The following is a 22649-nucleotide window of genomic DNA, read 5'->3' on the forward strand; positions in this document are numbered from 1 at the left end:
GGAAATGTGTGGGCCAAAAGGTAAATCCAGTCGGACTCCGTGTCGGAATTATCCGTGACTGGGAATCTAAGTGGTATGCAGGTAAAGACTTCGGCGATCTTTTGATGGAAGACGTGAAAATTCGTGAATTCCTGAAAAATAAATTGAAAGACTCCGCTATGTCTCGTGTTGAAATCGAGAGAGCGGCTAACCGCGTAAACGTAACGATTCACACTGCGAAACCAGGTATGGTTATCGGTAAGGGTGGTTCGGAAGTTGAAAATCTGCGTAATCAAATTACGAAAATCGCAGGCGGTAAAAAAGTACACATCAACATTTCTGAAATTAAGAATCAAGATCTGGACGCAATCCTGGTAGCTGAAAGCATCGCACAACAATTGGAACGTCGTGTTTCTTTCCGTCGTGCTCTGAAACAAGCTATCCAAAGAACAATGCGCTCTGGTGCAAAAGGTATTAAAACTCAAGTGGGCGGACGTCTTGGCGGTGCTGAGATTGCTCGTTCGGAAGGCTACAGCGAAGGAACTGTTCCACTGCACACGCTTCGTGCCGACATCGACTACGGTACAGCAGAGGCTCATACTACTTACGGCCGTATCGGCGTAAAAGTATGGATCTATCGTGGAGAGGTTCTTCCTACGGCTAAGAAACAAGCTGCTAAGGAAGGAGGCAACTAATCATGTTGGTACCAAAACGTGTAAAACACCGTAAGCAACAACGTGGACATATGAAGGGCCAAGCTAAAGGCGGAACTACGCTGAACTTTGGCGAATACGGTCTGCAAGCTACGGAACCGGCTTGGATTACGAACCGTCAAATCGAAGCGGCTCGTATTGCGATGACTCGTTACATCAAACGTGGTGGTAAAGTTTGGATCAAGATCTTCCCAGACAAACCAATCACTCAAAAGCCTCTCGAGGTTCGGATGGGTAGCGGTAAAGGTAACGTAGAAAAATGGGTTGCAGTTGTGAAACCAGGTAAGATCATGTTTGAACTTGCTGGTGTACCGGAGGATATTGCACGCGAAGCAATGCGTCTTGCCGCTCACAAACTGCCAATCAAAACGAAGTTTGTGAAACGTGAAGAATTGGGTGGTGAAGCAAATGAAAGCTAGTGAATTTCGCAACCTAACCTCTGCTGAAATCGAGCAAAAGATTGCCGGATTTAAAGAAGAACTCTTTAACCTCCGCTTTCAACTCGCTACCGGTCAGCTGGATAACCCGACTCGAATCCGTGATGTGCGGAAAGAAATAGCTCGTGCTAAAACCATTATCCGTGAAAGAGAATTGGGAATCGGTTAATTAGGGATCGGATGTATAATCCGTCCGTAATCAGGAAGGAGGCCAACAATGAGCGAAGAACGTAACGCACGTAAAGTGCAAACCGGTAAAGTAGTCAGCGATAAAATGGACAAAACGATTGTTGTTGCTGTAGAAACTTACAAAAAACACAACTTGTACCATAAACGCATTAAGGTTACTAAAAAATTCAAAGCGCATGACGAAGAAAACACTGCGAAAATCGGTGACACGGTGAAAATCATGGAGACTCGTCCGCTTTCGAAAGATAAACGCTGGAGACTTACTGAAATCGTAGAAAAAGCGGTTATCATCTAATGCATCAGCAGCATAGCTGAAAGGAGGAATACTAAATGATTCAACCATTTACACGTTTGACTGTGGCTGACAACTCCGGTGCGAAGGAACTGATGTGTATCCGCGTACTCGGCGGTACGGGACGTCGTACAGCTCAAATCGGTGATCTGATCGTTTGTTCTGTAAAACAAGCAACACCAGGCGGCGTTGTCAAAAAAGGTGATGTAGTTAGAGCGGTTGTCGTTCGTACGAAGCGTTCTGTACGTCGTAAAGACGGTTCCTACATCGGTTTTGATGAAAATGCAGCGGTTGTTGTAAAAGACGACAGAAGCCCGCGTGGAACACGTATTTTCGGACCTGTTGCTCGTGAACTCCGCGAGAAAGACTTCATGAAAATCGTTTCCTTGGCCCCAGAAGTTATCTAAAGCTTAATCTCGTGATGTTAGAAACAGGAGGTGTACGAAATGCCAAGAGTGAAAAAAGTTCTGGAATCCCATAACAATAAACTTCATGTTAAAAAAGAAGATACAGTTATGGTGATCAGCGGTAAAGACAAAGGTAAAAAAGGCCGTGTCATCGCTGCTTATCCTCGTGAGAACCGCGTCCTTGTGGAAGGTGTTAACATGATTAAAAAACACCAGAAGCCTAACCAGCAAAATCCGCAAGGCGGCATTATCGAGAAGGAAGCTCCGATTCACGTTTCCAACGTAATGCACATCGATCCAAAGAGCGGAAAAGTAACCCGTGTAGGTTACAAAGTGTTGGATAACGGAAAGAAAGTGCGCGTTGCTAAACGTTCCGGAGAAATTATCGACTAATTGAACCGAATGAGAAAGGAGGTCTATGATTCATGGCAGCAAGAATGAAAGAACGTTACCTGAACGAAATTGCTCCTGCTTTGATGCAGAAGTTTAACTATACAACGGTAATGCAAGTGCCGAAAATCGAGAAAATCGTTATCAACATGGGTGTGGGCGACGCTGTCCAAAACTCCAAAGTGTTGGATTCCGCAGTAAACGACTTGCAATTGATCGCAGGTCAAAAGCCTGTAATCACTCGTGCTAAAAAATCTATCGCAGGTTTCAAACTGCGTGAGAACATGCCTATCGGTGTGAAAGTAACATTGCGCGGCGAGCGCATGTACTTCTTCCTCGATAAACTGCTCAACGTTACGCTTCCTCGTGTCCGCGACTTCCGCGGTGTATCGAGTAAAGCTTTCGACGGACGTGGTAACTACACACTGGGTCTGAAAGAACAACTGATCTTCCCAGAGATCGAGTATGATAAAGTAGACAAAGTCCGCGGTATGGATATTGTCATCGTAACAACGGCGAAAACAGACGAAGAATCCCGTGAATTGCTCACGCAACTCGGAATGCCTTTCGTAAAATAATGTTGCTATAACGTTTCCGGGTGTCTGGAAAGACTCCCTTTTCTCCGAAATTATTTAGGAGGTGTCAGGCTAAGTGGCAAAAACTTCGATGAAAGTTAAACAACAACGTACACCAAAGTTTAAAGTACGTGCTTATACACGCTGTGAGCGTTGCGGACGTCCACATTCGGTACTGCAGAAGTTCAAAATTTGCAGAATTTGCTTCCGTGAATTAGCTTATAAAGGCCAGATCCCTGGCGTGAAAAAAGCAAGCTGGTAAAAAGTCCTGAACGGGAAGGAGGTTAACTCACAATGACTATGTCTGATCCAATTGCAGATATGCTTACTCGTATTCGTAACGCGAACACAGTTCGTCACGAAACGGTAGAAATGCCTGCTTCGACAATGAAAAAACAAATCGCCGATATCCTGAAGCGTGAAGGTTTCATCCGTGACGCTGAAGTTATCGATGATAACAAACAAGGGATTATCCGTGTTTTCCTGAAATACGGTCAAAATAACGAGCGTGTTATTACTGGTCTGAAAAGAATCAGTAAACCTGGTCTTCGTGTTTACACGAAAAGCAACGAAGTACCTCGTGTACTTGGTGGTCTGGGTATCGCTATTATCTCGACATCCAAAGGTATCATGACGGACAAAGAAGCTCGTCAATCGAAATCCGGCGGAGAAGTCGTCTGCTACGTTTGGTAATATAACGTCACAAGATAGGAGGTGCAACATATGTCTCGTATTGGTCGCAAACCAATTACAGTACCAAGTGGTGTGGACATCACACTGGACAACACCGTTATTACGGTAAAAGGACCAAAAGGATCCTTGACTCGTGAACTTCATAAAGATATGAAGGTAACAGTTGAAAACAACGAAATTACAGTTGTGCGTCCTTCCGATAACAAAACTCACCGTTCTTTGCACGGCACAACGCGTAGCGTTGTAAACAACATGGTGAGTGGTGTTACTGAAGGATTCGCAAAATCTCTGGAGCTGGTTGGGGTCGGATATCGTGCAAGCAAATCCGGAGATAAAATCGTTCTGAACGTTGGCTACTCTCACCCGGTTGAAATTACACCGGAAGCGGGAATCGAATTCGAAGTTCCTTCGAATACGAAAATCATCGTTCGCGGAATCGATAAAGAGCGTGTAGGTGCTTACGCTGCTAAAATCCGTTCCGTTCGTGAACCTGAGCCGTACAAAGGTAAAGGTATTAAATATGAAGGCGAGCGTATCATCCGTAAGGAAGGTAAAGCCGGTAAGAAGAAATAAGATTTTTCTTACCGCCTTTGCGCGGTTTTCGGCTTGCTTGCTTCTTGTGTTTCTAATATACCCCGTGGCTTCCGGTTTGAAGCCAGCGAGGTAACCTGAAAGGAGTGAATCCCTGAGATGATTACGAAAACAGATAAAAACAAGGCACGTCTGAAAAGACACCTGCGTGTTCGTAAGAAAATCCAAGGAACGGCAGCACGTCCTCGTTTGAACGTATTCCGTTCTGGTAAACATATGTATGCTCAAATCATCGATGATGTAGCTGGTGTTACGATCGCTTCCGCGTCTACTGTAGACAAAGAATTGAGCGGCGACATCCAAAATGGCGCATCTGTTGAATCTGCTCGTAAAGTTGGCGAACTCGTTGCTAAACGTGCGAAAGACAAAGGCGTTTCAAACATCGTATTTGACCGTAGCGGTTATCTGTACCATGGTCGTATCGCAGCATTGGCTACAGCGGCTCGTGAAGCAGGACTTGAGTTTTAAGATATTTTTCAAAAGGAGGTTAACGACTTGCGTGTAGATCCGAATACTTTGGAACTGACTGAAAGAGTTGTAAATATTAATCGCGTAGCTAAAGTAGTAAAAGGCGGACGCCGTTTCAGCTTTAGCGCACTGGTTGTAGTCGGCGACGGCAACGGCTGGGTTGGAGCTGGTATCGGTAAAGCGGGCGAAGTACCTGATGCAATTCGCAAAGGTATTGAAGACGCTAAGAAAAACCTTGTACACGTTCCACTCGTAGGAACATCGATTCCTCACTTGGTAACAGGTAAGTTCGGCGCAGGACGCGTTCTGTTGAAACCAGCATCTGAAGGTACTGGTGTTATCGCTGGTGGTCCTGTACGTGCGGTTCTCGAACTTGCTGGTGTAGGTGACATTTTGACAAAATCTCTGGGTTCTTCGAATTCCATGAACATGGTCAATGCGACTTTGGAAGGTTTGTCCCGTTTGAAACGTGCTGAAGACGTGGCAAAACTGCGCGGCAAATCCGTCGAAGAGCTTCTGGGTTAAGGAGGGAATCTCATGGCTAAATTAGAAATTACCCTCGTCCGCAGCTTGATCGGACGTCCGGAGACGCAAAGAACAACTGTGAAAACATTGGGCTTGCGCAAAATCAACAGCAAAGTGGTTCAAAACGACAATCCTGCCATTCGTGGTATGATTAACAAAGTAAGCCACTTGGTAGCTGTTAAAGAAGTAGAAGCTTAAAAAAGGGTTAATCCCACAAATCTTTAAGGAGGTGCAACGAACGATGAAGTTACATGAGCTTTCACCATCTCCTGGATCCCGCAAAGAACGTAAACGTCTTGGTCGCGGTCCAAGTAGTGGTACTGGTAAAACATCAGGTCGCGGTCACAAAGGACAAAACGCTCGTTCCGGCGGTGGTGTTCGTCCGGGCTTCGAAGGTGGACAAAATCCATTGTATCGTCGCTTGCCAAAACGCGGTTTCGTAAACCCAACTCGCAAAGAATATGCAGTTGTGAATACTGAAGACCTGAACAGTTTTGCTGCGGGTACTGAAGTAACTCCAGAATTCTTGATGACGAATGGCGTAGTTAAAAACGCTAAATCCGGAATCAAAATTCTGGGTAACGGTGAAGTCACTGTGAAGTTAACTGTTAAAGCTAACAAGTTTTCTCAATCTGCGGTGGAGAAAATTGAAGCTGCCGGCGGTAAAACCGAGGTGATTTAATGTTCAAGACCCTAAAGAATATCTGGCGGGTTGAAGATCTGCGCAAAAGGGTATTATTTACCCTTTTTGTACTGATCATTTACCGCATCGGATCCTTCGTTCCAGTACCTGGGGTTAATAAAGAGGTTTTCGAAGCGACAAATTCTGCGGGTAAAGAAGTTTTTGGACTTCTCAATACGTTCTCGGGTGGAGCGCTCTTTCAGTTCTCGATATTTGCGCTCGGGATCGTGCCTTACATCACTGCGTCTATCATAGTACAGCTGCTTTCCATGGACGTTATTCCTAAATTAGCGGAGTGGGCAAAGCAGGGTGAACAAGGTAAGAAGAAATCTGCACAACTGACCCGTTATTTAACGGTAGGTCTGGCATTGATTCAAGCGTTTGGTACGTCGATCGGATTCAACCGCTTGTACAATACAGAAATGGTGCCTAACGCAACATTTGCAGATTATATCTTGATCGCAATTGTACTTACGGCCGGTACTTCATTCCTAATGTGGCTTGGTGAGCAGATCACCGAGAAGGGCATAGGAAACGGGATTTCGATTTTGATCTTTGCGGGTATCTTATCAACGGTACCTAATATTATCAAACAAACGATCGAATCCGACTTCATCCAAGCTGATCAACTGTTCATGAACATTCTTAAAGGGGTAATCGTCGCAATTGTTATTGTGCTGATTATCATAGGTGTCATTTACATCCAGCAGGCGATTCGGAAAATTCCTGTACAGTACGCTAAACGTGTCGTAGGTAACAAAATGTACGGTGGACAGAACACACATATCCCGCTGAAGATTAATGCAGCAGGTGTTATCCCTGTCATCTTTGCTTCATCTCTGTTGATGTTCCCATCGATCATCGCAAACTTCTGGGCTGATCGTACATGGGCACAGTGGATCGGAGCCAATCTCACTACTCACAAACCTCTTGGTATGTTACTCTATGTAGTGATGATTTTCGGGTTCACATTCTTCTATACTTTTGTACAGATGAATCCACAGCAGATGGCTGACAACATGAAAAAGAACGGCGGTTACATCCCAGGCATTCGTCCGGGTAAAGCAACCGAGAAATATCTGACCCGTGTCATGACTCGTTTGACAACGGCAGGTGCCATCTTCTTGGCAGTAATTTCCGTTCTGCCTGTAATCTTGGGGGCACTTTCTGGTTTGCCTCAATCAGCGCAAATTGGAGGAACTTCTCTCCTGATCGTTATCGGTGTTGCGCTGGATACGATGAAGCAAATCGAAAGCCAATTGATCAAACGCCACTACAAAGGTTTTATCAATAAATAGGCAATAGGTACCGGTCAAGCTAAGATTTACTTGCCGGCACCTATTGTGCTGTTTGTTGATGTAGGGTAGTCTTGGAGGGAGTGACATAACGTGAACATCCTATTCATGGGCCCTCCGGGGGCAGGAAAAGGAACGCAAGCAGACGTCATTGTGAAAGAGTTCGGTATTCCCCACATTTCAACAGGCGATGCATTTCGTCTCGCGATTAAGCAGGGAACTCCCATTGGCCTGAAAGCCAAGGAATATATGGATCAAGGATTGCTCGTACCAGATGATGTAACCATCGGCATTGTTGAAGAACGTTTGCAGCAGCCTGATTGCAGAGAAGGATTCCTCTTGGATGGATTTCCAAGAACCCTGTCTCAAGCAGAAGCGCTCGATGGCATTCTGGATCGACTGAACTCAGGTCTCGATCATGTAATCAACCTGAAAGTGGACCGCAACAAATTGCTCGCCCGTTTGACGGGGCGTCGCATTTGTAAGAACTGTGGCGCCACATATCATGTCGTGTTCAATCCGCCCAAGCAGGAAGGTATTTGTGATAAATGCGGCGGTGACTTGTACCAGCGCTCTGATGATAATGAAGAGAGCGTAGGCACACGTCTCGACGAATATATCAACAAAACAGCACCACTCCTCACATTTTATGAGAACAAAGGCCTTCTTCGTCAAATGGACGGAGAGCAGGATATCGATCAAGTTTCTCATGAAATCGTGTCCCTGCTGCGAGGTTAATTGAATGATCATTGGTAAGTCCGAAACGGAACTGGGCTTGATGAGGGAAGCAGGGAGAATTGTTGCGGAAACGCATCGTCTCTTGGCAGAGCATATCGCTCCCGGTATTACGACTGGAGAACTTGACCATATGGCCGATCAATACATTCGCAGTCAAGGAGCTGTGCCGTCTTTCAAAGGTTATAACGGTTTCCCTGCCAGTGTGTGCGCTTCAGTGAATGAAGAGTTGGTGCATGGATTTCCCGGCAAACGAAAGTTGAACGAGGGCGATATCGTTACGTTTGACATTGGCGCGCAGTACCAGGGTTATCACGGAGATTCCGCCTGGACTTATCCAGTCGGCCGTATTTCCGAAGAAGCCCGTCGTCTTCTGGACGTTACCGAGGCTTCGTTATACGCAGGTCTGGCGCTGGTTAAACCGGACGTTCGCTTGTTTACAATATCTCATGCGATTCAGAAATATATTGAAGATGAAGGGTTCTCGGTAGTACGTGAATATGTCGGTCACGGTATAGGAGCGGATCTGCACGAAGAACCACAGATTCCGAACTATGGTCTTCCTGATCGGGGACCACGGCTTAAAGCGGGCATGGTGCTGGCCATAGAGCCGATGGTTAACGCAGGTAGACGGTATGTGAAAACGTTGGAAGATAACTGGACTGTCGTCACTGTTGATGGATCGTTATGCGCCCACTTTGAACACACCGTAGCAGTTACACATGAAGGCATGGAAATTTTCACAAAACTGAATGCGTAGGTGATAAGGCATGAACAATCAGTCTAATCCGCAGCTCGGTCAACTTGTGAAGATCCGTAAAGGCCGCAATGCGGACCAAGCCGCAGTAATTGTTGCTATAGCGGACAGTAAGTTCGTATATATTGCGGATGGGGACAAACGTAAGTTTGATCAACCCAAGAAGAAGAATATTCTTCATCTTGAACTCCAGCCGATGATTAGCAGCGAGGTTGTAAACAGTTTAAACGAGAGTGGTCGGGTTACAAACGGAAAGCTCCGCTATGCGGTTCATTCGTTTCTGGAATCCACCAACATTCAAGCTGAAGAGAAAGGAGACTGACTAATGGCCAAGGAAGATGTCATTGAAGTGGAAGGTACGGTTCTCGAGCCGCTACCGAATGCAACGTTCAAGGTTGAGCTTGAGAACGGTCATCAAATTCTCGCTCACGTTTCCGGCAAGTTGCGGATGCACTTTATTCGTATCCTGACTGGAGACAAAGTAGTTGTTCAGTTATCACCTTATGATTTGACAAAAGGTCGTATAACTTACCGTAAATAGTAGTAGACAGTTGCAATGAACTGTGAAGCTTATGAAGCGGGTTTTGCCCGGCAAAACTTGCGAAAGCTTCGAAGCCGGTTTTACAATGGTAAAACAAGGTCAATGCTTACGAAGAGGGTTTTGCTAAGCAAAACTTTGAGGAGGTAATTCACATGAAGGTAAGACCTTCGGTCAAGCCGATTTGCGAAAAATGCAAAGTCATTCGCCGCAAAGGGAATGTTATGGTTATCTGTGAAAATCCGAAACACAAACAAAAACAAGGTTAAAGAAGGGGGTGTAGCGTAAAATGGCACGTATAGCTGGTGTGGATTTGCCACGTGATAAGCGCGTTGAGATCGCCTTGACTTATATTTTCGGAATCGGTAAAACGACTTCCCAGAAAATTCTGAGCACAACAGGCATCAATCGGGACACTCGTGTCCGTGATTTGACGGAAGATGAAGTCAGCAAATTGCGTGAAAGTATCGACAAAGAGGTCAAAGTAGAAGGTGACCTGCGTCGTGAAATCTCTTTGAATATTAAACGTTTGACGGAGATCGGTTGTTACCGTGGAGTTCGTCATCGTCGTGGTCTGCCTGTTCGTGGACAACGTACGAAAACGAATGCTCGTACTCGTAAAGGTCCTCGTCGTACTGTAGCGAACAAGAAGAAATAATAAGGGGGGATAAGAGAAAATGGCTAAACCGAAAAAAGTCGTACGTACTAAACGTCGTGACCGTAAAAATATTGAATCTGGCGTGGCACATATCCGCTCCACGTTCAATAACACTATCGTTACCATTACGGACCCTCACGGAAACGCAATTTCGTGGGCAAGCTCCGGCGGCCTCGGATTCAGAGGTTCCCGTAAATCGACTCCGTTTGCTGCACAAATGGCTGCTGAGACTGCTGCCAAAGCTGCAATGGAACATGGGATGAAAGCCGTTGAGGTTATGGTTAAAGGACCAGGCGCAGGCCGTGAAGCAGCGATCCGCTCTTTGCAAGCTGCTGGTCTTGAAGTTAACCTGATCAAAGACGTAACTCCAGTCCCGCATAACGGATGCCGTCCTCCAAAACGTCGTCGTGTCTAATGAGATTTGCCCCTGCGTGTGGTATATTTCCGGCACAATCTGCTAATAATGGTTGTTTAGGCATACTACTACATGTTTTCGCAAGAGAAGGTAAATGTTTCATAGAGGACCGACGTTTTGAAGGAGGGGTATTGCAGTGATTGAAATCGAAAAGCCGAAAATTGAGACGGTAGACGTCAACGATGATGGCACCTATGGGAAATTCGTAGTAGAACCGCTGGAGCGCGGATACGGTACGACGCTTGGAAACTCGCTTCGCCGAATCTTGCTCTCGTCACTGCCGGGTGCGGCAGTGTCTTCGGTTCAAATCGATGGCGTTCTGCATGAATTTGCTACAGTTCCTGGCGTAATGGAAGATGTTACGGAGGTCATTCTTAACCTGAAAGCTTTGTCGCTTAAAATTCATTCTGATGAGGAGAAAGTGCTCGAGATTGATGCTGAAGGCGAGGGAGCAATTACGGCTGGAGATATCCGTGCTGACTCCGATGTGGAAATCCTTAACCCGGATTTGCACATTGCTACGCTCGGACCAGGTTCGAGACTTCACATGCGTATTTTTGCCAATCGCGGTCGCGGCTACGTCCAGGCAGATCGGAATAAACGCGATGACCAGCCGATCGGCGTCATCCCAGTCGATTCCATCTTCACCCCGATCAGCCGCGTTAACTACGCTGTGGAAAATACGCGTGTCGGCCAAGTAACCAACTATGACAAGCTCACGTTGGAAGTTTGGACTGACGGAAGTATTCGTCCTGAAGAGGCTGTAAGCCTTGGCGCTAAAATTTTGACCGAGCATCTGATGCTCTTCGTGGGTCTTACAGACGAAGCGAAGGATGCAGAGATTATGGTCGAAAAAGAAGAAGACAAAAAAGAAAAAGTACTCGAAATGACGATCGAAGAGCTGGATCTCTCTGTTCGTTCCTACAACTGCCTCAAACGTGCTGGTATTAATACCGTACAAGAGCTGACTACGAAAACAGAAGAAGACATGATGAAAGTCCGTAACCTCGGACGCAAGTCTTTGGAAGAAGTTCAAGAGAAGCTTGAGGAACTTGGTTTGGGACTCCGTACAGAAGAATAGACAGCCGAGTGCTTGAAGTGAAGGAGGGAAAACAATGGCATACCAAAAGTTGGGCCGTAATTCCAGCGCACGTAAAGCTTTGTTCCGTGACCTGGTAACCGACCTGTTCTTATACGAACGCATTCAGACAACTGAAGCGAAAGCAAAAGAGGTTCGCTCTATTGCTGAAAAACTAATCACTAAAGCGAAAAAGGGAGATCTTCATGCCCGTCGCCAAGTGGCAGCTTATGTTCGCCGCGAAACAATCGATGGTGAGCAAGATGCAATCCAAAAACTGTTTAGTGAATTGTCCGGTCGTTACGCTGAGCGTCCAGGTGGATACACTCGTATCCTGAAACTGGGGCCTCGTCGTGGTGACGCTGCGCCTATGGTTTACTTGGAACTGGTTGACCGCGCGTAGAACAGATGAGATGAGGAAAGGGGACAGAATCGTTGATTCTGGTTAAACCCTTTTTTTCTCTTCATTTCGGATTTCGTGCTGTAATAGAAGCTCCGAAAGGGGCTTCTTTTGCTGTTCGGGATAGGCACATGTATAGTATGGAACAAAGGTGTGGTATTGATGCGCAACTTGTGTATGACGTTAACTTATGATGGCACTGCCTATTACGGCTTTCAGGTTCAACCGGGAGGGAATACCATTCAGGACCATCTTGAAGTTGCGATTCGTGCTTTAACCGGTGAGAAGGTTAAAATTACGGGTTCAGGCAGAACGGATGCAGGCGTTCACGCACGCAGACAGATCTTCAACTTCCCTACGAAATCCCAGATCCCGATTGAACGATGGTGTATTGCGCTTAACTCTAGATTACCATCCGATATTATCGTTATTGATGCGGTTGAAGTACCAAACGATTTTCATTCTCGCTATGCTGCGAAAAAGAAAACGTATCGGTATACCGTCAATGCGAATCAATTCCCGGATGTATTCAACCGGAGGCTGCAATATCATCACCATGCCAAGCTGGACATTGCGGCAATGCAGGAGGGGCTCCGTCATTTTATTGGTACGTATGATTTCACCTCCTTTGCTTCACGCAAGTCTCAGAAAGACAATCATGTACGTTCGGTATACGAAGCATGGATAGAAGTGGACCGTTCAATGTGTAGGGACCATCCGCGCGATCAGGGTGTCATTCACATCTATGTGAGTGGTAACGGCTTTTTGCAGCATATGGTTCGTATTATTGTGGGTACACTGCTGGAGATCGGAGAGGGCAAACGGAAAGCCTCTGATGTACCGAAAATGATTGCTGCTTGTAATCGATCTGCTGCAGGACCTACTGCGGTTAGCTGCGGTTTAATGCTCTGGGACCTTGAATACAAAAAAGATTAAATTTGCGAAGTGAAATGCTTAATTAACACTTGCGATTTAAGCTCTTATCATGTAATATAAAAGTTGTGTTTTCTTAATGGCTTTCCCACAGCCCCAATTAAGAGGGTCACAACGAAAGAACTATCCATCAACACCTAAAGTTATCACTTAATGAATGAAGATAAATGAATATAATGATGTTGAACATTTTAAGGAGGAACTTTTCATGCGTACCACGTACATGGCGAAGCCTAACGAAGTTGAGCGCCAATGGCACATCATTGATGCCGAAGGCAAAACGCTCGGACGTTTGGCGAGCGAAGCAGCTGCTTTGATCCGCGGCAAACATAAGCCACAATTCACTCCACATGTGGACACTGGCGATTTCGTTGTTATCATCAATGCAGAGAAAATTGTATTGACTGGTAAAAAAATGCAAGGTAAAAAATACTACCGTCACTCGATGCACCCAGGTGGTTTGAAAGTAACTACTGCTGAAGAGATGGTTAAAAACAAACCGGAACGTATGTTGGAATTGGCTGTTCGCGGTATGCTTCCTAAAACTCGCATGGGCGAGAAAATGAAGTTGAGACTTAAAGCGTACAGAGGCACTGAGCATCCACATGCAGCACAAAAACCAGAAGTTTATGAACTTCGCGGTTAATTAAAAGGAGGACAGTTTCATGGCACAAGTACAATACTATGGGACAGGTCGTCGTAAACATTCGGTAGCTCGTGTTCGCCTTGTACCGGGTGAAGGACGCATTGTCATCAATAAACGTGATATTAATGAATACTTCGGTTTGGAAACACTCAAACTGATCGTAAAACAACCACTGAACCTGACAGAAACACTCAGCAACTATGATGTTCTTGTTATCGCTCATGGTGGCGGAATCTCCGGTCAAGCCGGCGCTATCCGTCATGGTATCTCCCGCGCTCTGTTGAAAGCAGATCCGGAATACCGTGCTTCCCTGAAAAAAGCAGGATTCCTGACTCGTGACCCACGGATGAAAGAGCGTAAAAAATACGGTCTCAAAGCCGCACGTCGCGCACCTCAGTTCTCCAAACGTTAATATGCATTACAAGCCTTTGGCCTCGGTCAAAGGCTTTTTTGTATGCTACAGACCAATAGGTATATTAAATGCTCTTTACTCCAGCTGATGCACCAAAGTAGATTCAAGTTCCTCTGTAACGGTTAAAGTTTCTTCCTCCAGCTAACACTTCAGCAAATGAAACCCTCCTATAGCGACTAATCAAATTTGAAGGTTAGAACTTCATAATGGTTGTAATCATTCATTTTTCATTCTCAATTTTCATCAGTTTTTCTTATGGTTTTGATAAAGGTCCCTTACAATTGAAGAATAGGATTACCGCATTTATCTCATTATAAAATCCTTCTCGTTCTTCTATATTCCTTCGAATCTATAGATTTGTTCTATACTTCGTTTTATCAAATTGGCACCATAAACCCAGCAGTGGCAAAGGATTTCAATGACGACGAGATGAGGATAAGGTAAAAATCGATGATGCTACACATGGATGCTTTTATCCACAAATCGAATAAATGCATAATTAACACCAAATTATATTCAAAACGAACAACAAAAAAAGGGCTTAAACTGATGTATTTTACCATATGGCAGGCATTGACATCCCCCATGAAAGATTTATACTATACATAATTCATATTAGATTAGTCGGCTTTAGTGATTGTTGAAATGCAGAATGGGGGAAATGCAGACATGAACTTGTTGGAGAAAGAAGAACTTGCACGGACGAAAGCTGAAGAGTTGGAAAACGCAAGTCCAGAGGATATTATTCGTTATGCTATTGAGACGTTTCCAAATATCACTTTTGCATGCAGCTTTGGTGCGGAGGATGTTGTACTTGTAGATATGCTTCAGAAGATCAGCCCATCCACGGATATTTTTTATCTGGATACCGATTTTCATTTTAAGGAGACATACGAGACCCGTGACAAAATGAAGGAGAAATACAATCTTGATTTTGTACGTGTGGCTCCGAAAATTACTCCTGAAGAGCAGGCAGCTCAACATGGAGAACAATTGTGGAAGTCGGATCCAAATGCTTGTTGTAATATCCGGAAGGTTGAGCCGCTGACACGTATTCTATCCCAATACGATGCATGGATTACTGGTATTCGGAGAGATCAAGCACCGACGCGTGCAAATTCCAAGAAGGTCGAATATGATGCTAAGTTTGGACTTATGAAGTTCAACCCGATCGCACACTGGACTACAGAGGATGTATGGAATTATATTCGTGCCAATAATGTCGTGTACAATCCGCTGCATGATCAGAATTACCCGAGTATCGGTTGCGAGTATTGCACACGTCAGGTTATGCCAGGAGAAGATCCACGTGCGGGACGCTGGTCTGGAAATGACAAAACGGAATGTGGTCTTCATAAATAATTTAGTCAGAGTAAGTGATGGATTTAATAATGCAGTGAATTCATTCTCGATGATATAAAAAATGGTGAAACAGGGAGCTGACAAGATGACTTCGATTCTGCCTCATGGAGGTACGCTGATTCAGCGTGTCGTACAAGGAGAAGAACGGGAACGATTATTACGAGAGAGTGAGAAACTGTCCTCTTTACGTATTAACAGCTGGACAATTTCGGATTTGGATCTCATTGGTGTGGGTGCATTCTCACCGCTTCAGGGTTTCATGAATGAAGAAGACTATCTTTCGGTTATATCTCGTATGCGTCTTGCTGACGGAACAGTCTGGAGTATACCCATTACCCTGGCTGTAGATGAGCAGCAGGCTGCCTCACTCCAGATCGGTGAGACTGTGACACTTATTGGCGATGATGATGGAATAACCTATGGATTGCTGGAAGTAAAGAGCTTATACAAAGTAGATCAGGGTGAAGAAGCACGTCGTGTGTTCAAGACGGATGATCCGGAGCACCCGGGTGTGAAGAAACTGTTGGAACGACCTGCAACGTATGTAGGAGGTCCAATTCAAGTGCTGAATCGCCCCAAACCGGTCAAGTTTGAACAGTTCTATTATGATCCTGCTGAGACACGGAAAACGTTCCAGGATAAGGGCTGGAAGACAGTTGTCGGTTTTCAGACGCGTAATCCGGTCCATCGTGCCCATGAGTACATTCAGAAGAGTGCAATGGAGATTGTGGACGCGCTATTCTTAAACCCGCTTGTAGGCGAAACGAAGTCTGATGACGTGCCTGCCGATGTACGAATGAAGAGTTATCTGGTTTTGTTGGAGAACTATTATCCGGCTGATCGTGCGTTCCTGGGCGTATTCCCAGCGGCTATGCGGTATGCTGGTCCAAGAGAGGCTATTTTCCACGCGATGGTACGTAAAAATTATGGTTGTACTCACTTTATAGTAGGTCGCGACCATGCAGGTGTGGGTGATTACTATGGAACGTATGAAGCACAGGAGATCTTTACTAACTTCACACCGGAAGAACTTGGTATCACGCCCTTGTTCTTCGAACATAGTTTTTTCTGCACCAAATGTGGCAACATGGCATCAAGCAAAACCTGCCCGCATGATAAAGAACACCACATGGCTCTGTCTGGCACGAAAGTACGTGGCTTGCTACGAGATGGCCAATGCCCTCCACCTGAATTTACGCGCCCTGAGGTAGCTGAGGTGCTGATTGAAGGAATGGCAGAGCAAGTCCGCTCCTAACGGTATATTTGTCCATCTTGTCCCATATAGATGATTAGAGTCATTTATAGGGACGAGGTGGTTTTTTTATGCGTAAAAATATGGGGAAGCACTTTGTAATCTGGATTAGGTTACGCACCATGAAAAGGGTCATGTTAAGCCTTTGTTTGCTTGCCATGTTTGTGGCAGTGGTGACGTATGAGTTGCCCTCCTCCAAAACGTCCGGTTACTGGGGGCTGCCATTAGCAGGTAAAGTCATAGCCATTGATGCAGGACATGGTGGGCCAGATGGGGGAGCAGTGAGTAAGCAGGGAGTCATTGAGAAAGATATCAATTTATCCATTGCGCTGTACGTACGAGATTATCTGCAGCAAGCAGGGGCTTTGGTTGTGATGACCCGAGAAATAGACACCGATCTGGCTGCTACAGATACCAAGGGTTATTCCAAACGCAAGACGGAAGACCTAAAACAAAGAGTAAGAAGAATCGAGGATAAGCAGGCAGATCTCTTTATTAGCATTCATATGAATAGTGTTCCTTCGAATCGCTGGAGTGGCGCTCAAGTTTTCTATACACCCAATCATCCCGATAATGAAGGATTAGCCAACCTGCTCCAGCAGGAAATGATTCGTAATTTGGAAAATACAGATCGAATCGCGAAAACGGTAAATACCGTTTATTTGCTCCAGGCGTTAAAAATTCCCTCAGCACTTGTGGAGGTAGGTTTCCTTTCTCACCCGGAAGAGGCGCGTTTGCTTGCTGATGAGACCTATCAGCGCAAAGTGGCTGCATCCATCTATAACGGAATTCTCCGTTATTCGTCAGGAGAACGTCCTAAAAGTTAGTCATAACGAGAAAGGTAATGATATAATTGGATTAGCATACCTAATTACATGCCAATAGATAAAGCTGAGGTGCTGTCTGATGTTATCAAAAGAACAGATACTTGAACTATTGCAGCCATTGCAGGAACCGCAATTGGGCGTAAGTTTGACTGAACTGCAGTGGGTCCGTGATGTCATGGTTAAAGAAAATCATGTTGCTCTTACTATGGTGACGCTGGAGAACCGCACAGAGGATACAACTGCTCTAAGCGATGCCGCGCGCAACCTGTTGTCCCAACACGGAGTGAATGATGTACATATTCGTCTGCGTGCAGCGTCAGAGCATGAGCGTGAGAGCCTGAATATAGGACAAGCGGATCATGAAGACGATCAGGACGAAGTGCTTGTCAAAGGCCATGCAGCAGGGTTGGACGGACATGAGTTGTTAAGTCCTGAATCCGGCGTACGTTTTATTGCTGTTGCTAGCGGTAAGGGAGGCGTCGGCAAATCGACGGTAACCGTTAATTTGGCTGCGGCTTTGGCACGACAAGGCAAGAAGGTTGGCTTGATTGATGCAGATATATATGGCTTCAGTGTACCTGACATGATGGGCATTGAGGAATATCCAGTCGTTGAGGACGGGGTTATCCAACCTGTTGAGCGTTTCGGTGTAAAAGTGATGTCGATGGGATTCTTTATTCGGGAGAATAACCCGGTGATCTGGCGTGGACCTATGTTGGGGCGGATGTTGCGCCAATTCTTTACCGATGTAAATTGGGGAGAGTTGGATTATATGCTGCTTGATCTGCCTCCGGGCACGGGGGACGTCGCACTAGACGTACATCAGATGCTGCCACACAGCAAAGAAATCATCGTTACAACCCCGCATGCAACCGCTGCTTTTGTAGCTGCACGCGCAGGTGCCATGGCCATTCAGACGGAACATGAGCTGCTTGGTGTCGTAGAGAACATGGCTTATTATGAATGCAGCAAATGCGGAGAGAAAGATTATGTATTTGGCCGGGGCGGCGGTGGTACTCTTGCCGAGAGTCTTCATACAGAGCTGCTTGCGCAGATTCCACTTGGAGCGCCGGATAATCATATTTCGGAGCCGGATTTTTCCCCATCCGTGTATAAGGCAGATTCAAGCATCGGTGCGATCTATGACGAGGTTGCTCGGTCTGTTGATGCCAAGTTTTGAATTTTCTAATGACGTAAAATATAAAAAGGCCCTCATCCATGGATGCGGGCTTTTTTTCAACATGTGATTGCTTTTAATTTTAAAATCTCATCGTTTTTACGATCCTCCATTACTTCCATTGCCACCACTGTTACCATCACTGCTACTGTCACTACTGCCGCTTCCGCCATCTCCACTGTCGTCTTTGCTTTTGCCGTCCTGTTTGCCGCCTTGTTCTGTTTTGGGTTGCAGCTCATCCTGGACTACCTTCTTAAGCAAAGTCAGTACTTCCATCCGGAATAAAGGATTTTGCATGACTTCCTGCATAACGGTCATCGTTTGTTTACGATATTCTGGCGTTTTGGTCATATCCATGAACATCTTGGATACTTCAGGAGACTTCATGACATCCCCAATGGATTTTTGATATGTTGGATCTTTAATTAACTGCATATGCAGTTGCTTGCTTTGGGAGTTAATTACTTTGGCGAATTCACCTGCAAACTGTGGATCCGTCATAATTTTCTCGAATTCCTTCTGGTATTCAGGGGCCGTGATGGTATCTTTTACAGCTATACGTATTTGTTCTGAAGATTGCATAGGCATTAACATTTTCATACCCACTGTCCCAGTTCCACCGCCAGAAGCTCCACTTTGGCCAGAAGCGCCTCCTTCACCACCACCAGAAGAACTTTGTCCGGTGAGAGCTTCCTCGACCGCCTTTTTGCCTTCATCACTTTTGAGAATATCCACGACCATCGTTTTCATCTCTTTATAACCGCCCTGAGGAGGCGAATAATTCTGATCTGAGCCACAGCCGGCGAGCATGACGGATAGTCCAAGTACGACACAGCATAACTGCCACAAAGGCCGTTTCATGTGCACAACCCCTCCTTGATTAGATACTGGATGTAGTATGTGATGGGAAACCGCTAAATATGTTGAATGATGATGGTTTTTTGCTGTGAAGGTTGGTAAAATAAACTCTCGGGGGTGGAAAACATTTGAATTTACGTAAATGGTTTTTCCTATTTTGGTCAGCTTTGCTGATTGGGGCTGCGGGATCATTAGTGACGGGTCTAATTATGATGTTGGTTAATGGAGAAAAAACGAATGGAATGACCGATTTTTTAATTTATCTTCTGATCTTGTTTGGTTCAGGTATTATGATTAGCGTGTATTCGCAAATGGGTTTTTTCGCATACTTGATATTGAACTATATGGGCAAAGGTGTATTTTCGAAACGCAGTTGGCAAATTGTACAGATCGTTTTAACCGTTTTGGCGCTGCTTGATGTCATGTTTTTACGTTTGTTTGTAGGTGGGGAACGAGAACGGTTATCCGATATTGTGCTTGGAATCATTATTTTGGCAGCTGGAATTGTTACCGCTTACGTAAAGGTGAAACAGACACATATTTCAGCGCTGGTGCCTACACTCTTTTTCATGGTGGCTGTTACCGTGGTGGAGACGATCGGTGTGTTGCGAATTGATGTGAATGCGGCTACCATCTTTATTGTGGTTCCTCTGTTAATCTGTAATGCATACCAAATGCTGATATTGCACAGGCTGGTAGATGGATCCATGGAGCAGCGGGTGAGTGGAAAGACCGAGCGGGTACAAGAAAGCCATGCGTAGCGATTATCTTACAAAAAAACGCCAAAAAGAGCTAACCTGGTTAGCTCTTTTCATTTATGGCGCTACAGCGCCTTTTACAGGGGAATGTTCCAGAGTTACAATACAGTTTGCCAACAATACTGATTTATCTAACGTTTACTGTACACTGGCTTGGTCGCGAACTTCCGTACCTTTGACACTTGAATGGTTAAGCAGCTCGGAAACCGTTACGAATTCATACCCTTGATTTTTTAACTTATCGATAATAACTGGCAGTGCTTCATGCGTTTGTTTCGAGGAATCACTGGCGTGCAGCAGCACGATGTCACCCGGATGTGCCTTGCTGACTACACGATCAACAATGGTCTGTACACCAGGGTTCTTCCAATCCTGCGAATCGGTGTCCCATTGGACAACCTGATAATTCAGACTTCTGGCAACCTGGAGAACACGCTTGTCAAAGTCGCCATTAGGCAGACGCAGCAATTTCGGTTCTTTTCCCGTTAAATCGGTTAAGATGCTATGAGCTGTTGAGATTTCCTTGCGGATCTCCTCTTCAGTCAGACTGCTGTAATTATCATGCTTGTGACCATGGCTGCCAATTTCGTATCCTGCGTCTCTGATGGCTGTTACAATCTCTGGGTGTGTCTTACTCCAGGGGGAGGACAAGAAGAACGTTGCCTTCTGAACTTTATTATCTTGGAGGACCTTCAGAATAGGCTCTGTCCTTTTATCTCCCCAGCTAATGTCAAAGGTGAGTGCAATAACCTTCTTCTCGGTTGGAACACTGTACACGGCGGATGGTGCATCCTCCGAGAATACAGAAATATTGCCGCTCTCCAGATAAATAATCCCGATAGCAAAGACGGCAGCAACCAGCACAATCAGGAAACGTTTGATCTTTTTGCCGCTAAATACATAGAACGAGTTCATTTCAATAAGCGCCCCTCTCCCATAAGAAATGCTTGTTTACTCTCCAATGTATGCTCGTACCTCTCAGTTATTCGTATCAGACGTTTGTTTGTCCAACATCTTGATTTCACAGGAGGATATCATGTTAAAATTCAGTACATTTCTTAGAGCTTTAGGTTCCATTCGTGGTGCATTAATCTGGTCGATCGTATTGTTTGTTGTAGGAATAGGCACGGGATGGGTGAGTACAGGACCACTTGAGGACATATTGTTGAATCAAATTGGGGGACTAAGAAAGGTTAGTGAACGGCTGGAGCAGGGGAATAATGTGCAATGGAACTTCTTCCTCTTTATCTTTTTCAATAATGCGATTAAAAGTGTACTCGTGATCTATGCCGGTATCTTCTTTGGCATTCTGCCTGTCGTTTTCCTGTTGATTAACGGGATGGTTATTGGTTTTCTGGTACACACCACAATGAACTATGGGGCCAGCTTCTTTGATATTGTTGTAAAAGGACTTCTTCCACATGGCATTATTGAAATTCCGGTAATTATTATCGCTTGTGCATTCGGTCTAAGGTTTGGTGGGGTGGTTCTCAAAAGTCTTGTTCAATTAGGCGGGGAGAAACGAAATATGATTGGAAGCCAGTGGAGTGCCTTTATGCGCACCACGGTAACTGCATCCTTCTGGATTGTTATTTTGCTTTTTGTTGCAGCGATTATCGAAAGTACACTTACCTACAGCCTGGTGCGAGGATAAATTTGTATGGGATGACATTCATAAATTTTCAGAAAGTTGACCATAACAATAAAACGGGTTTCAGTAGCAAGCACAAAAAGGACAAACAAAGATGATCCTAGGTTTGCTACTAAAACCGGCGCTGTCCGATAGATAGCCTGAATTAAAGGGGCTCGAATATGACATACACTGGGACACGCCATTATCCATATGCAGAAAAAGGAGAACTCTAATGCTGGGTATGCTGTTTAACGAGAAGGAATGCAAGGAACTGGATTATGTATTGCGCAAAGAGCTTGATGAAATGTTGTTCGACTTAAGTGACAACCGTCTCGATCAAGAAATTAAATACGCCATAGCGAGTCGCTACAAGACTGTGTTCCGTATGTATGCACGCTTTGCGCCACCCAAAGAGCTATCCAAATATGCTAGAGGCGGTAAATTAAAAAAATCCAAGCCATAACGATGTGGTCGGTGGGATACTGAAGTTCACCAATATAAGAGAGGTGCGGCCCGTAAAGCCAAAGCTGTACCTCAGACACCATGGATCAAAGAATCGGTAGCATAGGCGGCTTTGAAAAGGGATATGAAACAATTTGTCGAAAAAGGGTTGACCTTTTTTGTTCAATATGATAAATTAATTTTCGTTCCTTTTTTAAGGAAAAGTTAACCGAAACAAGCGCTGGAATAAAGCGATGAAAATTAAATCAAAAAAAGTGCTTGCAAAGTAAACTTAAACATGATATATTATAAAAGTCGCCGCTGAAAATACGGTGACGCGAAAAATCGAAACAAATTGAATGTTTGATCTTTGAAAACTGAACAACGAGTGAGTAACGATCTTGCTTGCGAGATCGACGCTGAGAAATCGGTACACGTCTTCGGGCTGTATGATTTGGAAGCAAAATAAATGAGATTTTTAATCTCGTCAGTTTCAAAATGAGCTTATCGCTCTTTTCAATACTTTATTGGAG

General features: G+C 45.0%; 36 protein-coding genes. 34 read left to right on the plus strand and 2 right to left on the minus strand.

Annotated elements, in window-relative coordinates:
• Positions 1-8: 8 nt before the first annotated feature.
• From rpsC to ACFVQB_RS33665, 31 genes are all read left to right on the plus strand, one after another.
• Positions 9-674 carry a 30S ribosomal protein S3 gene (gene rpsC / locus ACFVQB_RS33515; protein ID WP_024633582.1) on the plus strand — a complete coding sequence of 222 codons (666 nt, stop codon included), beginning with the start codon at positions 9-11 and terminating at the stop codon, positions 672-674.
• A gap of 2 nt (positions 675-676) precedes the next feature.
• Complete coding sequence (gene rplP / locus ACFVQB_RS33520) at positions 677-1111, plus strand: 50S ribosomal protein L16 (protein ID WP_076292170.1); 435 nt, start codon at positions 677-679, stop codon at positions 1109-1111.
• Entirely contained in the window at positions 1101-1298 is a 198-nt protein-coding gene (rpmC, locus tag ACFVQB_RS33525) for a 50S ribosomal protein L29 (RefSeq protein ID WP_017692083.1), read from the plus strand. The genes rplP and rpmC overlap by 11 nt, the downstream gene beginning before the upstream one ends.
• A gap of 48 nt (positions 1299-1346) precedes the next feature.
• A complete protein-coding gene (gene rpsQ / locus ACFVQB_RS33530) occupies positions 1347-1613 on the plus strand; it encodes a 30S ribosomal protein S17 (protein WP_017692084.1) in 267 nt (88 codons plus the stop codon).
• Between the two features lie 35 nt (positions 1614-1648).
• Positions 1649-2017 (plus strand): 50S ribosomal protein L14, encoded by a 369-nt coding sequence (gene rplN / locus ACFVQB_RS33535; protein WP_024633579.1) that lies wholly within the window; start codon positions 1649-1651, stop codon positions 2015-2017.
• A 39-nt stretch (positions 2018-2056) separates the two neighbouring features.
• The gene (gene rplX / locus ACFVQB_RS33540; protein ID WP_024633578.1) at positions 2057-2410 is read left to right on the plus strand and encodes a 50S ribosomal protein L24; all 354 of its coding nucleotides are present in this window, start codon (positions 2057-2059) and stop codon (positions 2408-2410) included.
• A 32-nt stretch (positions 2411-2442) separates the two neighbouring features.
• Positions 2443-2985 (plus strand): 50S ribosomal protein L5, encoded by a 543-nt coding sequence (rplE, locus tag ACFVQB_RS33545; RefSeq protein WP_024633577.1) that lies wholly within the window; start codon positions 2443-2445, stop codon positions 2983-2985.
• Between the two features lie 73 nt (positions 2986-3058).
• Positions 3059-3244 (plus strand): type Z 30S ribosomal protein S14, encoded by a 186-nt coding sequence (locus ACFVQB_RS33550; protein WP_013312154.1) that lies wholly within the window; start codon positions 3059-3061, stop codon positions 3242-3244.
• Positions 3245-3276: 32 nt separating this feature from the next.
• Positions 3277-3675 carry a 30S ribosomal protein S8 gene (rpsH, locus tag ACFVQB_RS33555; protein WP_017692088.1) on the plus strand — a complete coding sequence of 133 codons (399 nt, stop codon included), beginning with the start codon at positions 3277-3279 and terminating at the stop codon, positions 3673-3675.
• Positions 3676-3705: 30 nt separating this feature from the next.
• Positions 3706-4248 carry a 50S ribosomal protein L6 gene (gene rplF, locus ACFVQB_RS33560; RefSeq protein WP_024633576.1) on the plus strand — a complete coding sequence of 181 codons (543 nt, stop codon included), beginning with the start codon at positions 3706-3708 and terminating at the stop codon, positions 4246-4248.
• Between the two features lie 117 nt (positions 4249-4365).
• Entirely contained in the window at positions 4366-4734 is a 369-nt protein-coding gene (gene rplR / locus ACFVQB_RS33565; RefSeq protein ID WP_379449595.1) for a 50S ribosomal protein L18, read from the plus strand.
• Positions 4735-4761: 27 nt separating this feature from the next.
• Positions 4762-5259 carry a 30S ribosomal protein S5 gene (gene rpsE / locus ACFVQB_RS33570; RefSeq protein WP_017692091.1) on the plus strand — a complete coding sequence of 166 codons (498 nt, stop codon included), beginning with the start codon at positions 4762-4764 and terminating at the stop codon, positions 5257-5259.
• A gap of 12 nt (positions 5260-5271) precedes the next feature.
• Positions 5272-5457, plus strand: coding sequence for a 50S ribosomal protein L30 (gene rpmD, locus ACFVQB_RS33575; RefSeq protein WP_017692092.1), 186 nt, complete (start codon positions 5272-5274; stop codon positions 5455-5457).
• A gap of 43 nt (positions 5458-5500) precedes the next feature.
• A complete protein-coding gene (gene rplO / locus ACFVQB_RS33580; RefSeq protein WP_062329463.1) occupies positions 5501-5941 on the plus strand; it encodes a 50S ribosomal protein L15 in 441 nt (146 codons plus the stop codon).
• Entirely contained in the window at positions 5941-7239 is a 1299-nt protein-coding gene (gene secY / locus ACFVQB_RS33585; protein WP_285080657.1) for a preprotein translocase subunit SecY, read from the plus strand. The genes rplO and secY overlap by 1 nt, the downstream gene beginning before the upstream one ends.
• Before the next feature lie 90 nt (positions 7240-7329).
• Positions 7330-7974, plus strand: coding sequence for an adenylate kinase (locus tag ACFVQB_RS33590; RefSeq protein WP_024633570.1), 645 nt, complete (start codon positions 7330-7332; stop codon positions 7972-7974).
• Between the two features lie 4 nt (positions 7975-7978).
• Entirely contained in the window at positions 7979-8731 is a 753-nt protein-coding gene (gene map, locus ACFVQB_RS33595; RefSeq protein ID WP_053779202.1) for a type I methionyl aminopeptidase, read from the plus strand.
• Between the two features lie 10 nt (positions 8732-8741).
• A complete protein-coding gene (locus ACFVQB_RS33600; RefSeq protein WP_024633568.1) occupies positions 8742-9050 on the plus strand; it encodes a KOW domain-containing RNA-binding protein in 309 nt (102 codons plus the stop codon).
• Between the two features lie 3 nt (positions 9051-9053).
• The gene (gene infA / locus ACFVQB_RS33605) at positions 9054-9269 is read left to right on the plus strand and encodes a translation initiation factor IF-1 (RefSeq protein ID WP_017692098.1); all 216 of its coding nucleotides are present in this window, start codon (positions 9054-9056) and stop codon (positions 9267-9269) included.
• 152 nt (positions 9270-9421) lie between these two features.
• Complete coding sequence (gene rpmJ, locus ACFVQB_RS33610; RefSeq protein WP_003333770.1) at positions 9422-9535, plus strand: 50S ribosomal protein L36; 114 nt, start codon at positions 9422-9424, stop codon at positions 9533-9535.
• A 20-nt stretch (positions 9536-9555) separates the two neighbouring features.
• A complete protein-coding gene (gene rpsM / locus ACFVQB_RS33615; protein ID WP_053779200.1) occupies positions 9556-9924 on the plus strand; it encodes a 30S ribosomal protein S13 in 369 nt (122 codons plus the stop codon).
• A 19-nt stretch (positions 9925-9943) separates the two neighbouring features.
• Entirely contained in the window at positions 9944-10339 is a 396-nt protein-coding gene (gene rpsK, locus ACFVQB_RS33620; protein ID WP_017692100.1) for a 30S ribosomal protein S11, read from the plus strand.
• A 136-nt stretch (positions 10340-10475) separates the two neighbouring features.
• On the plus strand, positions 10476-11420 hold the full coding sequence (locus ACFVQB_RS33625; protein ID WP_017692101.1) for a DNA-directed RNA polymerase subunit alpha: 945 nt from the start codon (positions 10476-10478) through the stop codon (positions 11418-11420).
• A gap of 34 nt (positions 11421-11454) precedes the next feature.
• A complete protein-coding gene (rplQ, locus tag ACFVQB_RS33630) occupies positions 11455-11820 on the plus strand; it encodes a 50S ribosomal protein L17 (RefSeq protein WP_017692102.1) in 366 nt (121 codons plus the stop codon).
• A gap of 159 nt (positions 11821-11979) precedes the next feature.
• Positions 11980-12753: a tRNA pseudouridine(38-40) synthase TruA gene (truA, locus tag ACFVQB_RS33635; RefSeq protein ID WP_379449605.1), complete on the plus strand. Its 774-nt coding sequence runs from the start codon at positions 11980-11982 to the stop codon at positions 12751-12753.
• A gap of 205 nt (positions 12754-12958) precedes the next feature.
• Positions 12959-13396, plus strand: a complete 438-nt coding sequence (rplM, locus tag ACFVQB_RS33640) for a 50S ribosomal protein L13 (RefSeq protein ID WP_024633564.1) — start codon at positions 12959-12961, stop codon at positions 13394-13396.
• A gap of 19 nt (positions 13397-13415) precedes the next feature.
• Positions 13416-13808, plus strand: coding sequence for a 30S ribosomal protein S9 (rpsI, locus tag ACFVQB_RS33645; RefSeq protein ID WP_024633563.1), 393 nt, complete (start codon positions 13416-13418; stop codon positions 13806-13808).
• Between the two features lie 669 nt (positions 13809-14477).
• The gene (locus ACFVQB_RS33650; protein ID WP_379449608.1) at positions 14478-15170 is read left to right on the plus strand and encodes a phosphoadenylyl-sulfate reductase; all 693 of its coding nucleotides are present in this window, start codon (positions 14478-14480) and stop codon (positions 15168-15170) included.
• An 85-nt stretch (positions 15171-15255) separates the two neighbouring features.
• Positions 15256-16425 carry a sulfate adenylyltransferase gene (gene sat, locus ACFVQB_RS33655; protein ID WP_379449610.1) on the plus strand — a complete coding sequence of 390 codons (1170 nt, stop codon included), beginning with the start codon at positions 15256-15258 and terminating at the stop codon, positions 16423-16425.
• Between the two features lie 68 nt (positions 16426-16493).
• Entirely contained in the window at positions 16494-17249 is a 756-nt protein-coding gene (gene cwlD, locus ACFVQB_RS33660; protein WP_379449613.1) for an N-acetylmuramoyl-L-alanine amidase CwlD, read from the plus strand.
• 79 nt (positions 17250-17328) lie between these two features.
• Positions 17329-18429, plus strand: a complete 1101-nt coding sequence (locus ACFVQB_RS33665) for a P-loop NTPase (RefSeq protein WP_379449616.1) — start codon at positions 17329-17331, stop codon at positions 18427-18429.
• 96 nt (positions 18430-18525) lie between these two features.
• On the opposite strand, the gene gerD is transcribed toward ACFVQB_RS33665, so the two are convergent.
• Complete coding sequence (gerD, locus tag ACFVQB_RS33670) at positions 18526-19287, minus strand: spore germination lipoprotein GerD (protein WP_379449619.1); 762 nt, start codon at positions 19285-19287, stop codon at positions 18526-18528.
• Between the two features lie 125 nt (positions 19288-19412).
• Here gerD and ACFVQB_RS33675 point away from each other — a divergent pair, with 125 nt between their 5' ends.
• Entirely contained in the window at positions 19413-20045 is a 633-nt protein-coding gene (locus tag ACFVQB_RS33675; RefSeq protein WP_379449621.1) for a KinB-signaling pathway activation protein, read from the plus strand.
• A 135-nt stretch (positions 20046-20180) separates the two neighbouring features.
• Here the strand turns inward: ACFVQB_RS33675 and pdaB are convergent, their stop codons facing one another.
• Positions 20181-20957: a polysaccharide deacetylase family sporulation protein PdaB gene (pdaB, locus tag ACFVQB_RS33680; RefSeq protein WP_379449624.1), complete on the minus strand. Its 777-nt coding sequence runs from the start codon at positions 20955-20957 to the stop codon at positions 20181-20183.
• A 121-nt stretch (positions 20958-21078) separates the two neighbouring features.
• Here pdaB and ACFVQB_RS33685 point away from each other — a divergent pair, with 121 nt between their 5' ends.
• Positions 21079-21696, plus strand: a complete 618-nt coding sequence (locus ACFVQB_RS33685) for a stage II sporulation protein M (protein ID WP_379449627.1) — start codon at positions 21079-21081, stop codon at positions 21694-21696.
• Between the two features lie 211 nt (positions 21697-21907).
• Entirely contained in the window at positions 21908-22138 is a 231-nt protein-coding gene (locus tag ACFVQB_RS33690; RefSeq protein ID WP_017692114.1) for a hypothetical protein, read from the plus strand.
• Positions 22139-22649: the final 511 nt, after the last annotated feature.

This window comes from Paenibacillus sp. NPDC057886 (assembly GCF_042796655.1).
GTDB lineage: Bacteria > Bacillota > Bacilli > Paenibacillales > Paenibacillaceae > Paenibacillus.